Annotated in this window: 16 protein-coding genes and 1 tRNA gene; 9 read left to right on the top strand and 8 right to left on the bottom strand. The window is 59.9% G+C overall.

Translation table 11 applies throughout. The annotated features are described in order from the left end of the window. Positions 1-163: 163 nt before the first annotated feature. Positions 164-238, top strand: a tRNA-Asn gene (locus tag N434_RS16040). Between the two features lie 99 nt (positions 239-337). Here N434_RS16040 and N434_RS16045 read toward each other — a convergent pair. Continuing rightward, positions 338-742, bottom strand: a complete 405-nt coding sequence (locus N434_RS16045; RefSeq protein WP_065115408.1) for a DUF2934 domain-containing protein — start codon at positions 740-742, stop codon at positions 338-340. 168 nt (positions 743-910) lie between these two features. Here N434_RS16045 and N434_RS16050 point away from each other — a divergent pair, with 168 nt between their 5' ends. Next, entirely contained in the window at positions 911-1150 is a 240-nt protein-coding gene (locus N434_RS16050; RefSeq protein ID WP_110759228.1) for a hypothetical protein, read from the top strand. Positions 1151-1214: 64 nt separating this feature from the next. On the opposite strand, the gene N434_RS16055 is transcribed toward N434_RS16050, so the two are convergent. The 3 genes from N434_RS16055 to N434_RS16065 form a co-directional block, all read right to left on the bottom strand. Further along, a complete protein-coding gene (locus N434_RS16055; protein ID WP_077767630.1) occupies positions 1215-1658 on the bottom strand; it encodes a TIGR02594 family protein in 444 nt (147 codons plus the stop codon). Positions 1659-1771: 113 nt separating this feature from the next. Continuing rightward, positions 1772-2329, bottom strand: coding sequence for a methylated-DNA--[protein]-cysteine S-methyltransferase (locus N434_RS16060; protein WP_065116184.1), 558 nt, complete (start codon positions 2327-2329; stop codon positions 1772-1774). A gap of 134 nt (positions 2330-2463) precedes the next feature. Then, the gene (locus tag N434_RS16065; RefSeq protein WP_065115406.1) at positions 2464-2745 is read right to left on the bottom strand and encodes a DUF982 domain-containing protein; all 282 of its coding nucleotides are present in this window, start codon (positions 2743-2745) and stop codon (positions 2464-2466) included. 188 nt (positions 2746-2933) lie between these two features. Between N434_RS16065 and N434_RS16070 the strand changes: the two genes are divergently transcribed. From N434_RS16070 to sseA, 4 genes are all read left to right on the top strand, one after another. Further along, a complete protein-coding gene (locus tag N434_RS16070) occupies positions 2934-4373 on the top strand; it encodes a cryptochrome/photolyase family protein (protein ID WP_110759229.1) in 1440 nt (479 codons plus the stop codon). A gap of 122 nt (positions 4374-4495) precedes the next feature. Next, on the top strand, positions 4496-5533 hold the full coding sequence (locus tag N434_RS16075; RefSeq protein ID WP_110759231.1) for a cysteine synthase A: 1038 nt from the start codon (positions 4496-4498) through the stop codon (positions 5531-5533). A 12-nt stretch (positions 5534-5545) separates the two neighbouring features. After that, a complete protein-coding gene (locus N434_RS16080; protein WP_110759233.1) occupies positions 5546-6283 on the top strand; it encodes an alanyl-tRNA editing protein in 738 nt (245 codons plus the stop codon). Positions 6284-6299: 16 nt separating this feature from the next. Continuing rightward, positions 6300-7721, top strand: a complete 1422-nt coding sequence (gene sseA, locus N434_RS16085; RefSeq protein ID WP_110759235.1) for a 3-mercaptopyruvate sulfurtransferase — start codon at positions 6300-6302, stop codon at positions 7719-7721. 148 nt (positions 7722-7869) lie between these two features. On the opposite strand, the gene N434_RS16090 is transcribed toward sseA, so the two are convergent. Next, the gene (locus tag N434_RS16090; protein ID WP_065115401.1) at positions 7870-8514 is read right to left on the bottom strand and encodes a dihydrofolate reductase family protein; all 645 of its coding nucleotides are present in this window, start codon (positions 8512-8514) and stop codon (positions 7870-7872) included. Between the two features lie 52 nt (positions 8515-8566). Then, positions 8567-9454 (bottom strand): DUF4344 domain-containing metallopeptidase, encoded by an 888-nt coding sequence (locus N434_RS16095; protein WP_065115400.1) that lies wholly within the window; start codon positions 9452-9454, stop codon positions 8567-8569. Between the two features lie 164 nt (positions 9455-9618). Here N434_RS16095 and N434_RS16100 point away from each other — a divergent pair, with 164 nt between their 5' ends. The 3 genes from N434_RS16100 (at position 9619) to N434_RS16110 (ending at position 12723) form a co-directional block, all read left to right on the top strand. Continuing rightward, positions 9619-10086: a DUF1203 domain-containing protein gene (locus tag N434_RS16100; protein WP_110759237.1), complete on the top strand. Its 468-nt coding sequence runs from the start codon at positions 9619-9621 to the stop codon at positions 10084-10086. Positions 10087-10183: 97 nt separating this feature from the next. Continuing rightward, complete coding sequence (locus tag N434_RS16105; RefSeq protein WP_065116183.1) at positions 10184-10519, top strand: PilZ domain-containing protein; 336 nt, start codon at positions 10184-10186, stop codon at positions 10517-10519. Positions 10520-10734: 215 nt separating this feature from the next. Next, a complete protein-coding gene (locus N434_RS16110) occupies positions 10735-12723 on the top strand; it encodes a bifunctional 2',3'-cyclic-nucleotide 2'-phosphodiesterase/3'-nucleotidase (RefSeq protein ID WP_110759239.1) in 1989 nt (662 codons plus the stop codon). 172 nt (positions 12724-12895) lie between these two features. Here the strand turns inward: N434_RS16110 and N434_RS16120 are convergent, their stop codons facing one another. Together N434_RS16120 and N434_RS16125 are read right to left on the bottom strand one after the other, a co-directional pair. After that, on the bottom strand, positions 12896-13441 hold the full coding sequence (locus tag N434_RS16120) for a DUF2087 domain-containing protein (RefSeq protein WP_110759242.1): 546 nt from the start codon (positions 13439-13441) through the stop codon (positions 12896-12898). A 385-nt stretch (positions 13442-13826) separates the two neighbouring features. Then, positions 13827-14795, bottom strand: a complete 969-nt coding sequence (locus tag N434_RS16125; RefSeq protein ID WP_065115396.1) for a LysR family transcriptional regulator — start codon at positions 14793-14795, stop codon at positions 13827-13829. Positions 14796-14863: the final 68 nt, after the last annotated feature.

The following is a 14863-nucleotide window of genomic DNA, read 5'->3' on the forward strand; positions in this document are numbered from 1 at the left end:
TTTGCATTCGGCCTGTGGATAATTTTTTCAGTGCCGATAAGCCCGGAAAATCGGGACTCCGGCGAGATAAAACAAGAGGAATGCGTTTTTTTTGAAAAAAGCGCTTGGCAAATCGGAAAAGCATTTGTATTACCCCGCTCACACCGCGCCAAGCAGCGCACGTTCCCTGGTAGCTCAGCGGTAGAGCATTCGACTGTTAATCGACAGGTCGCCGGTTCGAATCCGGCCCGGGGAGCCATTTCTCTCAAAAACATGTTTTGAAGAGCGAAGTGCAGTTGCATTCGCCCGATCCGGCTCATGGCATTTTCCTGCCCGCCGGATGGCGGGCTCCAGCCAATCAGCTCTTCCTGACCGCCCGCTTGGTGGCCTTCGTGGCGTTGGTAAGCGCCGGCGGATCACTTGCCGGGAAGCTCTCCTCAAGGCTCTCGGTCAGATCGTCTTCTTTTCTGTTACCTGCGGCTTTCTGCTCCTTCTCAAGCGATTTGACCGCCGGGGATTTGGCTTTTGCCGCCGTAGGCTTTTTTGCCGGCGTCTTCTTCGCGGGCGCTTTTTCGGCCGAAGCCTTGGCGGCAGCGGATTTCTTCACGCCGTTCCTGCCGCTGGTCTTTGCGGTTTCCGCACCTGCCGAGAGTTCCCGCTCCGCTTCGATCCAGTGTCGTTCGTGGTGCCCGTCCGGTCTTCCCTCCCTCTCCCATATTGCGCGCGCTTTTTCACGGATTGCGGCTTCGCGATCCTGGCTCATAACGGGCCTCCCTCTTCGTGTTGCAGCTGTTTTATTGTGCCACTGAAAAAACAGAAAAAGCCAGACTTTGTTCCGCGCAGCCGTCTGTGAACGCGCTTTTCCTCGCAAAAGGGAACCGGCATCGAGTGAAGATCGTTTTGTCTGCAGGAACCCGCAGGAGAATCTTCCATGAGCACCCCGCAAAAGCCGAAAACCGAACCGCTCGACATTCGCGACGACGACGTGGCGCGTTTTGAAACCGACAGCGAACTCAAGGACAGGGAGGGCGAGATTTATCCGGACGAGACCATGAGCCTGCGCGCCCGTCGACAGGCCGCACGCCAGCACGAGGACGCTTTTATCGTCGCCACTGATCTGGAGGACGACGACCAGCGAGAGGCTGCACCGGGCGTCAGGGAGCAGCCATAGGCTTCCTGAAACGGATAAGGCGGGTCATGGCCCGCCTTTATAAGACATATACTGCTGTCGGCCGTCAGCGGCGGACGGAAACAATGGCCTTGCGGCTGAAGTTGGAAACCTGCACCCGGCCGGACTGATTGCCACCGAGGATTTTGGCGGTCTTGCCGCTCATGCTCTTCAGGATACCGGCGTGGTAGCCGCGGCCGTTGCGAATGACGACAACGTCACCCGGCTTGGCTTCGCCCACCGGCACGGCATAACCGAAAGAACTCCAGGATTTCGCAAATCCATAGGATTTGGGAGACTGCCGGCCGGCCTTGCTGGCGACGGCATGCAGGAAGAGACCACACCACGGGGTGCTGCGGGGATTGGCCCCCAGAATGTTCTTCAGGCTCTTGTTGTTCCTGGACTCGTGCAGCCCGGTGTATTTCTCTGCCTGGTTCAGCATGCCGGCGGAGGCCGGCGCCACGACTGTAAAAGCCAAGGCAGCGGATAGAATTAACGCGGATACTCTCAAACGTCTCGCCCTTATGTTAGAGGGCGCCCGTGTATTGTGACAATTTAGCGACAATTTGACGAGAAATGGGCAGAAATCAGACGCCTATTCATGCGACCTGATCTGTCATTGCTTCAAAACAGGCTGCCCTGCGCCTCATCGGCGCGGCTGCGGCCGGCATTTTCGAGATCAAGCATGCGCAGTTTGGTGGTGGTTCCGCCGGGTGCGGAAAAGCCGCCCAGCCGGCCGCCAGCGGCCAGAACCCGGTGGCAGGGAATGATCAGCGGCACCGGGTTTTTCGCCATGGCCTGGCCAACGTCGCGGGCCTTCTCCATGCCGAGGCCAAGATCCTTCACGATACCGCCATAGGTCGTCGTGCGGCCCCAGCCGATCTGCCGGGCAACCGCGTAGACATCGAGAAAGAAACGATCCTGCCCGGCAAGATCGAGTTCGACGGTGGCAAAATCGATCGGCTCACCGCTGAAATAACGGGTGATCATCGCGATCACCTCACGCGTGCGTGTTTCGGGAACCGCAATTGTGGATGACGGCAGACGTTTCAGGAGAAGCTTTTCGGTTTCGCCGGCATCGGCGCCGGGCAATTGCAGACGGGCGATGCCGCGCCCCGCCCACGCGAGGCCGCAATGGCCAAGCGCCGTGGGAAAAACAATATAGCCGTAGTGGTTGGTCATCGCATTCATTCATCCGCTTTCGGGCGCACACGATGCCATATCCTGCGTCCGAAACAACCCGATTCCTGACCTCCAAAAAACAAGACCACCCGATTCTGCCGGGTGGCCTCCCAATGCATCAGTCCTCAACCGGTTCAGGATGCGATCCTGTTCTGCGCTTCCGCCTTGTCCTCCATCAGGCATTGCGCCTGCCGGCTGGCTGCTACGAAGGCCGTGCGGGCGATTTCGCCCGCCACGTCGCCCATCAGCGAAGCGCGGCACAGACGCAGCGCCTGTTCATGCACCTTGTCGCCCCGTTCGGGCCATTCGTGCTGCAAAAAATCGAAGGCTTCGTAAACGCCGTTGAAAATCCGGGGAGCGCCGTTTTCAAGGGAGATGGTAACGGGCTTTTCCCACTTAACGTCATTCAGCAACATTGATTGCACTTCCATGCTCTATTAACCCGCGACAAACGCCGGCTCCTCCAGTTGGTTCCCTTCACCTGCGGTTTCAAGGGTGAAAAAATACCCCCCGAGAAACCATGTGCCCCATCTTTCCATTCTAGCCGATTTGCGGAACAAAGCGTTTCAACACTCGTTCAAGCGGAAGTGAACCGGGTCCCTTCATGCCGACAACAGCCTCCCCCGTCATCGTCTGGTTCCGCAGGGATCTGCGCCTTTCGGACAATCTTGCCCTTCTCGCAGCTGTGGATCACGGCGGCCCCATCATTCCCGTCTATGTCAGGGAAAAATCCTCTGGCCCGCTGGGCGGTGCTCAGGAGTGGTGGCTTCACCATTCGCTTGCCTCGCTTTCCGCCGCGCTGGAAAAAAGCGGCAGCCGTCTTCTGTTTCTAAGCGGCGAGGCCGAAAAGACACTTCTGCAACTGATATCCGACACCGGCGCTGATACCGTTTTCTGGAACCGGCGTTACGATCCGGCTGGCGTGGCCACCGACAGGGCGCTGAAGCAGAAACTGCGCGACAACGGCCTGACGGTCCGCAGCTTTTCCGGCCACCTGCTGCATGAGCCGTCGCGGCTGCAGACGAAGTCCGGCGGGCCTTACCGGGTCTATACGCCCTTCTGGCGGGCACTGGAGGGTGGCGAGGAGCCGCATGCCCCGGCGCAGACGCCGAAGAGCCTGAAGGCACTGAAGACGTGGCCGAAATCGGAAAAGCTCGATGACTGGAAGCTGCTGCCGGTCAAGCCGGACTGGGCGAAGCACTTCAGCGAGGTCTGGGCGCCCGGAGAAGACGGCGCGCAGGAGAAACTCGATGGCTTCATCGATGGCGCCCTGAAGGGTTATGAAGAAGGTCGCGATTTTCCGGCAAAGGACGCGACCTCGATGCTCTCGCCGCATCTGGCCTTGGGGGAAATATCGCCCGCCACCGTCTGGCACGCGACGAAGGGGCTTTCCCGCCACATGGCCTCAAACGATATCAGCCGTTTCCGCAAGGAAATCGCCTGGCGGGAATTCTGCTATCACCTGCTGTTTCATTTCCCCGAACTGGACGAGAAAAACTGGAACGACAGTTTCGATGCCTTCGGCTGGCGCGACGATGAGAAATCCTTCAAAGCCTGGACGCGCGGCATGACGGGCTATCCCATCGTCGATGCCGGGATGCGGCAATTATGGAAACACGGCACCATGCACAACCGGGTGCGCATGATCGCGGCCTCCTTTCTCATCAAACATCTGTTGATCGACTGGAGGAAAGGCGAGAAATGGTTCCGCGATACGCTTGTCGATGCCGACCCGGCCTCCAATGCCGCCAACTGGCAATGGGTGGCGGGTTCGGGGGCGGATGCCTCGCCATTCTTCCGCATTTTCAACCCGATCCTGCAGGGTGAGAAATTCGACGGTGATGGCGACTACGTGCGCCGTTTTGTGCCGGAGCTTGAAAAGCTTGAGCGGAAATATATTCACAAGCCATTCGAAGCACCGAAGGAGGTGCTGAAGAAGGCGGGTGTCGAGCTTGGCAAGACCTATCCGCTGCCGATCGTCGACCATGCAAAGGCGCGGGAAAGAGCGCTTGCCGCCTATGCCGCGCTGAAGAAGACCGCATAAAATTGGGTATCGGCAAAATTTTGCGTGGCTAAGCCAAAGCCGGGAAGATAATTTCTTGCCTTGAGGCGGTTGTAACGGGACATAACGGCACCTAATTTCCGCTCAGACAAGAAGGCTCGATCATGACCATTCATCCCTCTGCGCTCAGTGCCATCGGCAATACGCCGCTCATCCGTCTGAAAGCCGCTTCTGAAGCGACGGGGTGCGAAATCCTCGGCAAGGCGGAATTCCTCAATCCCGGCCAGTCGGTGAAGGATCGCGCCGCGCTCTATATCATCCGCGACGCCGAACGGCGCGGGCAGCTGCGCCCGGGCGGCACCATCGTGGAAGGCACGGCAGGCAATACCGGCATCGGCCTGTCGCTGGTCGCCAATGCGCTGGGCTACAAGACGGTCATCGTCATTCCCGAGACGCAGAGCCAGGAAAAGAAGGACGCGCTGAAGCTTCTCGGCGCAAAGCTGGTCGAAGTTCCGGCCGCCCCCTATTCCAACCCGAACAATTACGTGAAGGTTTCCGGCCGGCTGGCAAAACAGCTTGCCGCGACCGATGAGAACGGTGCGATCTGGGCCAACCAGTTCGACAATATCGCCAATCGTCAGGCCCATATCGAAACGACGGCCCCTGAGATCTGGGACCAGACGGACGGCAAGGTCGATGGCTTCATATGCTCGGTCGGATCAGGCGGAACGCTGGCGGGCGTGGCCGATGGCCTGCGCGATTTCAACCCTGATATCAAGATCGGCCTTGCCGACCCTGAAGGCGCCGCGCTCTACGAATATTACAAGAACGGCGTGCTGAAATCCGAAGGTTCCTCCATCACCGAAGGTATCGGACAGGGTCGCATCACCGCCAATCTGGAAGGCTTCACCCCGGATTTCTCCTATCGCGTCTCGGATACGGAAGCGCTGCCGGTGCTGTTCGATCTCGTCACGAAGGAAGGGCTTTGCCTCGGCGGTTCCTCCGGCATCAACATTGCCGGCGCAATCCGCCTTGCCCGCGAGCTCGGTCCGGGGCATACAATCGTGACGATACTGTGCGACTACGGCAATCGTTATCAGTCGAAGCTGTTCAATCCGGATTTCCTGCGCTCCAAGGGCCTTCCCGTTCCGCAGTGGCTGGCGACAAAAAGCGAGATTGCGGTTCCGTACGAAACCGTTTGAGGACATGCCGAAATGCCTGTGAATGCCCTGTTCCGTGACGATTTTTATCTTTCCACCGCAGAAGCGATCGTCACGGCGGTGCATGAGGATGGCGGCATAGAATTCGACCAGACCTGCTTTTATGCGACCTCCGGCGGCCAGCCGGGCGATAGCGGCTTTCTCGAGCGGGCGGATGGTTCGCGCATCGAACTCGGCATCACCAGAAACGGTGCCGACAAGAGCGTAATCGTCCATGTGCCGCTTGAAGGCCAGCCCTCGCCTGAAGTCGGCGAAAAGCTGACCCTGCATGTGGACTGGCCACGCCGCTACAAGCTGATGCGCATGCACACCGCCTGCCATCTGCTCTCCGTCGTCTGCCAGTGGCCGATCACCGGCGCTGCCGTCGGCGAGGACGAATCGCGTGTCGATTTCGACATGTCGGAAACCATCGACAAGGATGAGGTGACGGCCAAGCTGATGGAGCTGGTGAAAGCCAACCATCCCATCTTCCTGCAATGGATCACCGACGAGGAGTTGGCTGCCAATCCGGGCATCGTCAAATCCAAGAATGTACGCCCGCCAATGGGCCTCGGCCGGGTCAGCCTCGTCTGCATCGGCGAAAACTCCAGCATCGACAGCCAGCCCTGCGGCGGCACCCATGTTTCCGAAACGCAGGAAGTGGGCGATATTCACATTGCCAAGATAGAAAAGAAGGGCAAGGAGAACAGGCGCTTCCGCATTCGTTTCGGCGCGCCTGAAGCTGTTGCCTGAGATCGGGAGAGACATCGTGAGCACGGATAAGAGCCGTTTCGTCGTTTCGGCGGACTGGGTGGAAAAGCAGCTCGGCACGGCCGGGTTTCGTCTCGTGGATGCTTCCTGGTATCTGCCGGCGCACAAGCGCAATGGCGCGGAAGAATTCGCGGCCGGTCACCTGCCCGGCGCCGTTTTCTTCGATCAGGACAAGATTGCCGATCACACGACCGGCCTGCCGCACTCCCTGCCCTCGCCGGAATTCTTCGCGGAACAGGCCGGCGCGCTCGGCCTCAGCGACACCGATACGATCGTGGTCTATGACGGCCCCGGCTTCTTTTCCGCACCGCGTGTGTGGTGGATGCTGCGGGTGATGGGCGTGCGCAAGGCCTATGTGCTGGATGGCGGCCTCGATGGCTGGAAGCGCGAAGGCCGGCCGCTTGACACCGGTACGCCGGAGATCGAACCCGCAACCTTTACGCCTGACTTCAACGAGAAGCGCGTGACCTCGCTTGGCGCCATGCGCGGCATTGTCGATAGCGGCGAAAAGCAGATCGCCGATGCCCGTGGCGCCGGACGCTTTACGGGCGACGAGGCCGAGCCGCGTGCCGGCATGCGTTCCGGCCACATGCCCGGCGCACGCAGCCTGCCCGCGACAGCCTTTTCCGAAAATGGCCACTTCAAGGACCTGACCGCCATCCGCAAGATGGTGACCGATGCCGGCATCGATCTTTCGAAGCCCGTCGTCACCAGTTGCGGCTCGGGCGTCACCGCCGCCGTCATCACGCTGGCGCTGGAATCGCTCGGCCATTCCGACAATTCGCTTTATGACGGTTCCTGGTCGGAATGGGGTGGATTGCAGGATACGCCTGTTGTGACCGGCGCTGCCGATCCCCTGCCCGCCATTTCGCACGGGCCCCTGAAAGCGCATGTGACGCAGCTGGAAATGACCGCGCCACCGAAGGTCAGCCTGCCGATCCCCGTCAACATCCAGACGGCGCTGATGCGCGTCAACAATATTCCCCTGCATTTCTACCGCTATCTCTACTGGCGGGTGGGGAAACGCTGGCACTGGCAAAAGCGCATGCGGATGAGCGATGCCGAGCTTTCCGCCATCCTGCGCGATCCGAAAAACAGCGTCACGGTTCTTTACATGAACGGCGCGCCCGCCGGTTTCTTCGAACTGCACAAGGCGAGCGACGATGTGACCGAGCTTTCCTATTTCGGGCTGCTCGAAGAGGCGATCGGCGCAGGCGTCGGCAAGTGGTTTCTCTTGCAGGCGCTTTACGCCGCCTGGCAGGACAATCCGCAGCGGGTGACGGTGACCACCAACACGCTTGACCATCCGCGCGCATTGCAGCTTTACCAGATGATGGGCTTTTCACCCGTCGGCACCTATGAGGCCTGGGTGGAGCCGCTTGCCGATACCGAGCTTCTGGAAATTTCGCTGCGCAATTGAGGTTCCGGCTGACCGGGTGCCGCATGTGCCGTTCCCGATCACTTCACTCCCCTTATTTCTGTGACCAGCACAGGAATAGGGTGCGGAAAATGTCAGCGCAGGAAACAGCCACGCGGTGTTGGTGAGGATACCTTGAACGGCGCAGCCCTCACGCCTTGTCGATAATCAGGTGCGTCGCGCCCTCGCCCGCCACCGTTCCCGTGCAGCGGTAACCGAGCGCGGGCAAGTCCAGCCCTTCGAAAAGCAGCTCCCCCTTGCCGAGAAAAACCGGCGCGAGCGCCAGGTGCAACTCATCGATCATGCCCGCCGCCATATATTGCCGGATGGTGGAAACGCCGCCGCCGATACGGACATCCTTGCCGTTCGCCGCCGCCAGCGCCCTGTCGAGGGCCGCCTCGATGCCGTCGGTGACGAAATGAAACACGGTGCCGCCCTTCATGGTGAAGGACGGGCGCGCATGATGCGTCAGGACGAAAACCGGAACGTGATAGGGCGGCTCCTCACCCCACCAGCCCTTCCAGCTTTCATCCGGCCATGCGCCGCGCACCGGACCGAACATATTACGCCCCAGAATCCACGCGCCGATATTCTCGAAGCTCTTTTCGGAAAAATCCTCGTCCGTGCCAGTCGAACCGCCGTCCTTGCCGAACATGCGGTGAAAGGTGCGGGTCTTGAAGGCCCATTCGTGCAGCTCTTCGCCGTTCACACCCAACGGGTTCTGCAGGCTTTGGTCCGGTCCTGCGCCATATCCGTCAAGCGAAATGGCGAAATTGCGAACGACAACCTTCGGCATGGCACTCTCCTCCCATTTCAGGAGGCAGATCACCAGCGTCGGGCGACCGGCCTCAGATTTCCCGTTCCAGATTAACGGCGGCTGTCGGGATTTGCCCGCCGGCGGCACCTTTGTCTTCCGTGACGGTGTTCAGCAGGTGATCGGCAATCAGTTCCGCCTGAAACTTGCCGAGCTCGTAGCAATAGGTAATTTCGCGCTTTTCCGCCGACCAGTAGACATCGGGACGGCCGCAGGATTTGGCCGTCAACTTGACGTCCCCCTTCAGGGCATAAGCGCCGAAGCTGCGGCTGATGAGATCGAGGACCTTCGATTCCCTGACCATGATGGCATAGGGTTCAAGCTCGGGATCGCGCGGCGGCACGTAACTGATGGTGAATTTGGACGACGCCTGGCTGCGGTAAGGCGCGAGAAAATTCTCCCAGGCCGAAGCAACGCCCGGATAGGCGGCAGCGCATTTGCCGAATTGTGCGTTGTCCAGCCCCATCATGGCGGCCAGATCGCCATAACCGTCCTTGTCGCGGCCGACCATCAGGCAGGCCATGTTGCGGTCGCGGCTCCTGTCCGGCACCAGCGCGGAAAAGACCGGTGCTTCGTGCTCGGGCAAGGTCTCTGCTTCCCGCGCCAGATACCAGCTGTCTGTGGCGTTGACGAGCGCGGTATCGAGCCACTCCTCATTGGCCTGAAGGATGAGCGTGCCCGCCAGCTGGTCGGCCGGGGCCTGCGCGCTGCCGGTATGCGGCGTGCCGAAATCCGAAATCAGCATGCGCGCGCCCTCGTGATAGAGCGAGAAGATCGCGTTGCCGATGACGAAATTGACCGCCTGCTGCAGCTGGTCGTCGGACAGGCCATCAAGACCGGAGGCAAGCTGTGCCTTCGCCTCGATCGGAGCCGTCAACGAAACGAAAGCCAGCGGAACGGCGGCCAGAAAACGACGCAACATAAAATCAGACCTTCCGGAAACGAGGAGCGTCACTGATTCCCGAAGCTAACGAATGACGCAATGGGCTGGTTGCATCGCCTGTCAAGAATCGGGTGGATAGTGCTCCATTTCGGGATCATAGCTGCAAACAAGCAACGCCGATCCCGAACCGGAAGGAGCCTGTCATGGCCAATCTCGTCTTTACTGCAATGCCGGCTAACGAAGCCGAGGCCTTCCGGGCGGGAGCGCCCGACGCCTATGGCAACCCGCCGGAACAGGCCGTTTCACCGGGCGGCATGCCCTGCCGCCATTGTCTTTCACAGATCGGTGAAGGGGAAAGAATGCTGATCCTCGCCTACCGGCCCTTTCCTTCGCTGCAACCCTATGCGGAAACGGGGCCCATATTTCTGCATGCAGATGCCTGCGCGCGCTATCCGCAAACGCAGACCGTTCCACCGATGCTGAACAGCCCGGATTACATCATCCGCGGATATGGCGCCGACGACCGCATCGTTTACGGCACCGGCGCGGTGACGGCGACGGGCGAAATCGTGTCACGCGCACGGCACCTTCTCGAACGCGCGGATGTTGCCTATGTGCATGTGCGTTCTGCCCGCAACAATTGCTATCAGTGCCGTATCGACACAGAATAATCGGCTATTATCTGCAATTTTAAGCAAAGCACTAAACGGCTCTCAAGCTTTCCGCACCATGATGCAGCTATCGGAAACAATTTATTTGAGCAGCAAAATGACAAACAACCTCAACATGGCGACCCGCAGCGCACCGCGCAGCAAGACGAGAATCTTCGCGACCGTGCACTATTTCAGCCAGTCGACCAGAGGCCGCGTCGTCGATCTTTCCGCGACGGGGATGGCACTCGAGCTGGACGGGCCTTTCGCGGCTGCCAAGGGTAGCCGGGTCAAGGTGCAGAGCGAGGATCTGGGCTTCATCGAAGGCGTCGTGCAGTGGCAGCACCAGAACCGTCTCGGCCTGCAGCTGAAGCTTTCCACCAACACGTTGGCGCAGCTCTCCTCCTATTTCCGCTTCTTCCACGAGGAAGTGAAACCGACGCTCGCCCGCTGATCCGACAAGTGCCGATAACCGGAATGCGCCGGCCGAACGGAGCGCATTCCCGCAATGGCAACCTGCGCGCCGTGCTGCAATGACAAAAAATTTATCAAACGGTTGAAAACGGGTCCGTCTGTCACCGCCCTGTCATTTTGGTGATGGACTCCTCGGCGATTGCTTCTACCCTGTCGCTTTCCATGACAGCGCAAGCTTCATCCCAAGGAGTTCCCATGTCGTCGCTTCTCGCTCTCCACCCTATCACCCGCCGTTCGCTTCTCGGCGGCATTGCGGCCTCCTCGGCGCTGGTGATGCTGCATCCCTTCGCCGCCCGCGCCGCCGCCAATCAGGCGCATCTGCGCATCATGGAAACGACTGATATCCATGTTCACGTCTTTCCCTATGATTATTATGCCGACAAGCCGAACGACACGATGGGGCTTTCGCGCACGGCCTCGATCATCGACAAGATCCGCGCCGAAGCCGGAAACTCGATGCTGGTGGATAATGGCGACTTCCTGCAGGGCAATCCGCTCGGCGACTATATAGCCTATGAGCGCGGCATGAAGGCCGGCGACAAGCACCCCGTCATCAACGCCATGAACGTGCTGGGTTATGATTGCGGCACGCTCGGCAACCACGAATTCAATTACGGCCTCGACTACATGTCGAACACGCTGGCCGGCGCCGGTTTCCCTTACGTCTGCGCCAACCTCACCAAGGGTCAGCTGGCTTCCGATCCGAAAAACGACGAGCTGTTCTTCAAGCCCTACGTCATTCTGGAAAAGCAGATCCGCGACGGCGGTGGCGTGACGAGCCCGGTCAAGGTCGGCATTATCGGCTTCGTGCCGCCGCAGATCATGATGTGGGATTCCAAGAACCTCGAAGGCAAGGCACAGACCCGTGACATCGTCGAGGCGGCGAAAGCATGGGTGCCTGTCATGAAGGAAGAAGGCGCCGATATCGTCATCGCCCTCTCCCATTCCGGTATCGACGGCAAGGGCCAGACCGAGCGCATGGAAAACGCTTCGCTTTATCTGGCAGGTGTCGAAGGCATCGACGCCATCTTCACCGGCCACCAGCATCTCGTCTTCCCCGGTCCGAAGACCTGGGACGGCATCGAGGGTGCGGATGCCGTCAAGGGCACGCTGATGGGCAAGCCGGCGGTCATGGCCGGTTTCTGGGGCTCGCATATGGGCCTCATCGACCTGCTGCTCGAAAAGGATGGCAAGAGCTGGAAGATCGTCGATTTCACCTCCGAAGCCCGGCCGATCTATCACCGCGACGAAAACCGCAAGATCGTCGCCGATTTCACCGACAAGGCAGAGGTGCTCGCCGCCGCCAAGGCCGATCACGAGGCAGCCCTTGCCTATGTGCGCCGCCCCGTCGGCAAGACATCCGCGCCGCTCTATTCCTATTTCGCGCTGGTGGCCGACGATCCTTCCGTGCAGATCGTCTCCAATGCCCAGACCTGGTACATCAAGGACATGCTGAAGGAAGGACAATACAAGGACCTGCCGGTGCTTTCGGCGGCGGCGCCCTTCAAGTCCGGCGGTCGCGGCGGAGCGGATTATTATACCGATGTCCCCGCCGGTGACATCGCCATCAAGAACGTCGCCGATCTTTACCTCTACCCCAACACGGTGCAGGCGGTGCTGATCAACGGCGCGCAGGTGAAGAACTGGCTGGAAATGTCGGCCGGCATGTTCAATACGGTCGAGGCCGGTGCGAAGGACGCGCCGCTGCTGAACGCCGATTTCCCGTCCTATAATTTCGATGTCATCGACGGCGTCACCTATCAGATCGATATTTCCAAACCGGCGAAATTCGACAAGGACGGCAATGCCGTCAATCCCGACAGCAACCGCATCGTCAATCTGCAATTTGAAGGCAAACCGATCGATCCCGAGCAGAAATTCGTGGTAGCCACCAATAATTACCGCGCCGGCGGTGGTGGCAAGTTCCCGGATATCGCCGCCGACAAGGTGATCTTCGTGGCCCCCGACACCAACCGCGACGTGATCGTACGCTATATCGTCGACCAGGGCACCATCAACCCTTCGGCGGATGCCAACTGGTCGTTCGCACCGGTTGCCAATACCACGGCAATCTTCGAGACTGGCCCCAAGGGCCGCCACTATGCGGCGGATATCAAGGGCGCGAAAATCGAGGATGCCGGTGACGGCGCGGAAGGTTTCGCGAAGTTCCGTCTGGTTCTTTGAGGGCTTCGGCCGTTCTGCTGCTGGCGGCAGGGGGAAGCTCTGCCGCCATCCTTGGGCTTGTCCCAAGGATCTAACCAGGTCAACAAAATCAATCCGTAGCAGATCTTCGGGACAAGCCCGAGGATGACGCCGAATTTGATGGAAACTATCGGCAATACCGAGGGCTATCCCCTCAATCGCGCCCACCGAGCGTTCGCAGCAGAAGCGGCAGTTCCAAGGGCGGCTTCTGCTCGATGCGCCGATAATCGCTGCCATCGCGGTTGCGACGGATGAGCTTCAGGCCGACCATGTCGCGCCTCAGCATCGCGGCGTCCCCAAACCGGTGCAGGCCATCCAGAAAGCTGCTGAACTCGCGTTCGGAAAAGCTCCGCCCGGCGGGAATTTTCGCCCATAGATACCAGAGGCACAGTTCCTGCTGCGAGCGGCGGGAAGGCCATTGCGCCAGCCTGCCGGCGGCATCAAAAATTCGCGCGGTCTTCAGCACCCTGCCCTCGTTGACGGCCGGCATCGTCTCGGGCGTCGCAGGCCCACCTTTGGCGGGCTGCATCGTACGGGATGCGCGCAGATGCTGGAAATTGCGAAAGCCTGCGGCCCGGCTCAGAAGATTGAGCATCTCCACATGGCTTGGCTGGCGCTCCAGCCTGCCGATCTGTTCGCGCAGCGATTTTGCGAAAGTCGAGAGGTCGGCGATATCAATGGAAAGGATCGAACGTGGCATGACTTATCCTCACGTGCCATTCCGAAAGGTGTCGCTGATCGCCGGCTTCCGACAAGGCACGGGATAAGTGCTGTCAATTATTCGAGATGCAGGTTTAGCTTCCCTTGCGGGACGGCGATGCCTCGGTGAACTGCTGACCGTGGTCAGGTATAGGCAGACCGTTCGCTGTCGTCAATTGGCCCTGTAGTGGTGTAACACGAGGTTGCTGCCCGTTTCTTCTCCCCGTGGGGGAGAAGGTGGCCCGAAGGGTCGGATGAGGGGCAACGCCAGCGATAGACCGCACCCTTTCCCCTCATCCCGCTGCCGCGACCTTCTCCCCGGCGGGGAGAAGAAAGCAAGAGGCTCCCACTCGATCCACGTACGATTGTCGTTGTTCCGGGTAATGTCACTCTGCGGCGACAGCAATATTCCTCTGCTTGTTCGCCTCCAGCATGCCACTGAAATCCTTGTGGTTCGGGCAGGCCGACAGGCGCTGCTGGAAAGCTTCGGCAAGCCACTGACCTGCAGGACCTGCGGGTGAATCCACCCGCCGCAGTGCAAAGAGCGGATATTCGCCCTGTTCATAGGCTTCGAGTTCAAGAGCCTTCAGGCTGCCATTGGTCAGGTCGTTGCGGACGATCGATGCGGGCAGGCCGCCCCAACCCAGACCGCCCTTGATCAGCTGGTATTTCGTGGCGATATCGCTCACCCGCCATGTCTTGTAGGAAAGCACATTAAAATCGCGTCCTTTCGTGAGGCCCGAGGCATCGGTGACCACGAGCTGGACCTCCTCACGCACATCCGCCAGGGCCAGCGGCCGCTCGATCTGCGCCAGCGGATGATCCGCAGCGACGACCGGCAGCATGAAGGAATGGCCGACTTTTTCAACGACCAGTTCATCATCCTGGCGCATCAGCGCCCCGCCGATGCCGATGCCCGCCTTGCGGGAGAGCACCATCTCCATCACCATACCCAGCTCACCGACATTGAGGCTGAGGGTGACAGTGGGGAATTGTTCGCGAAAATCCCGCAGAACCGCAACGACGGCTTCCGCCGGAACCATGGTGCTGATGGCGACGGACAGTTCCGCTTCAAGCCCCTGCTTCAGCCCCTTGGCGCGGGCGCGCATTTCCTGCAGGCCGGCGACAATGCGCCTTGCATCCTCCAGCATGGCGCGGCCCTCATCCGTCAGCTTCGGCTGGCGCACGCCACTGCGCTCGAACAGCGTCACTTCAAGCTGCGCCTCGAGATTGGCGATGGTGTAGCTGACGACCGACTGGGCGCGATTGAGCGCCCGCGACGCGGCCGAAAAACTGCCGGTCTCGGCAACCGTCAAAAATACCTGCAACTGGTCGAGCGTCGGGTTCGCGTCCATGTCCCATCCATTTCATCGATAGATTGTTTCCATATTATCACAGTTTTCTTGATGGCAGTAATTTTTCA

Origin of the sequence: Rhizobium sp. UGM030330-04 (assembly GCF_003208455.1) — a bacterium.
GTDB classification, from domain to species: Bacteria; Pseudomonadota; Alphaproteobacteria; order Rhizobiales; family Rhizobiaceae; genus Agrobacterium; species Agrobacterium rhizogenes_A.

Bases quoted from the DNA above. Each gene is read 5' to 3' on its own strand.
- N434_RS16045 (WP_065115408.1), bottom strand. From the start codon at position 742: ATGAGCCAGGATCGCGAAGCCGCAATCCGTGAAAAAGCGCGCGCAATA.
- N434_RS16050 (WP_110759228.1), top strand. From the start codon at position 911: ATGAGCACCCCGCAAAAGCCGAAAACCGAACCGCTCGACATTCGCGAC.
- N434_RS16060 (WP_065116184.1), bottom strand. From the start codon at position 2,329: ATGACCAACCACTACGGCTATATTGTTTTTCCCACGGCGCTTGGCCAT.
- N434_RS16065 (WP_065115406.1), bottom strand. From the start codon at position 2,745: ATGTTGCTGAATGACGTTAAGTGGGAAAAGCCCGTTACCATCTCCCTT.
- N434_RS16070 (WP_110759229.1), top strand. From the start codon at position 2,934: ATGCCGACAACAGCCTCCCCCGTCATCGTCTGGTTCCGCAGGGATCTG.
- N434_RS16075 (WP_110759231.1), top strand. From the start codon at position 4,496: ATGACCATTCATCCCTCTGCGCTCAGTGCCATCGGCAATACGCCGCTC.
- N434_RS16080 (WP_110759233.1), top strand. From the start codon at position 5,546: ATGCCTGTGAATGCCCTGTTCCGTGACGATTTTTATCTTTCCACCGCA.
- N434_RS16090 (WP_065115401.1), bottom strand. From the start codon at position 8,514: ATGCCGAAGGTTGTCGTTCGCAATTTCGCCATTTCGCTTGACGGATAT.
- N434_RS16095 (WP_065115400.1), bottom strand. From the start codon at position 9,454: ATGTTGCGTCGTTTTCTGGCCGCCGTTCCGCTGGCTTTCGTTTCGTTG.
- N434_RS16100 (WP_110759237.1), top strand. From the start codon at position 9,619: ATGGCCAATCTCGTCTTTACTGCAATGCCGGCTAACGAAGCCGAGGCC.
- N434_RS16105 (WP_065116183.1), top strand. From the start codon at position 10,184: ATGACAAACAACCTCAACATGGCGACCCGCAGCGCACCGCGCAGCAAG.
- N434_RS16110 (WP_110759239.1), top strand. From the start codon at position 10,735: ATGTCGTCGCTTCTCGCTCTCCACCCTATCACCCGCCGTTCGCTTCTC.
- N434_RS16120 (WP_110759242.1), bottom strand. From the start codon at position 13,441: ATGCCACGTTCGATCCTTTCCATTGATATCGCCGACCTCTCGACTTTC.
- N434_RS16125 (WP_065115396.1), bottom strand. From the start codon at position 14,795: ATGGACGCGAACCCGACGCTCGACCAGTTGCAGGTATTTTTGACGGTT.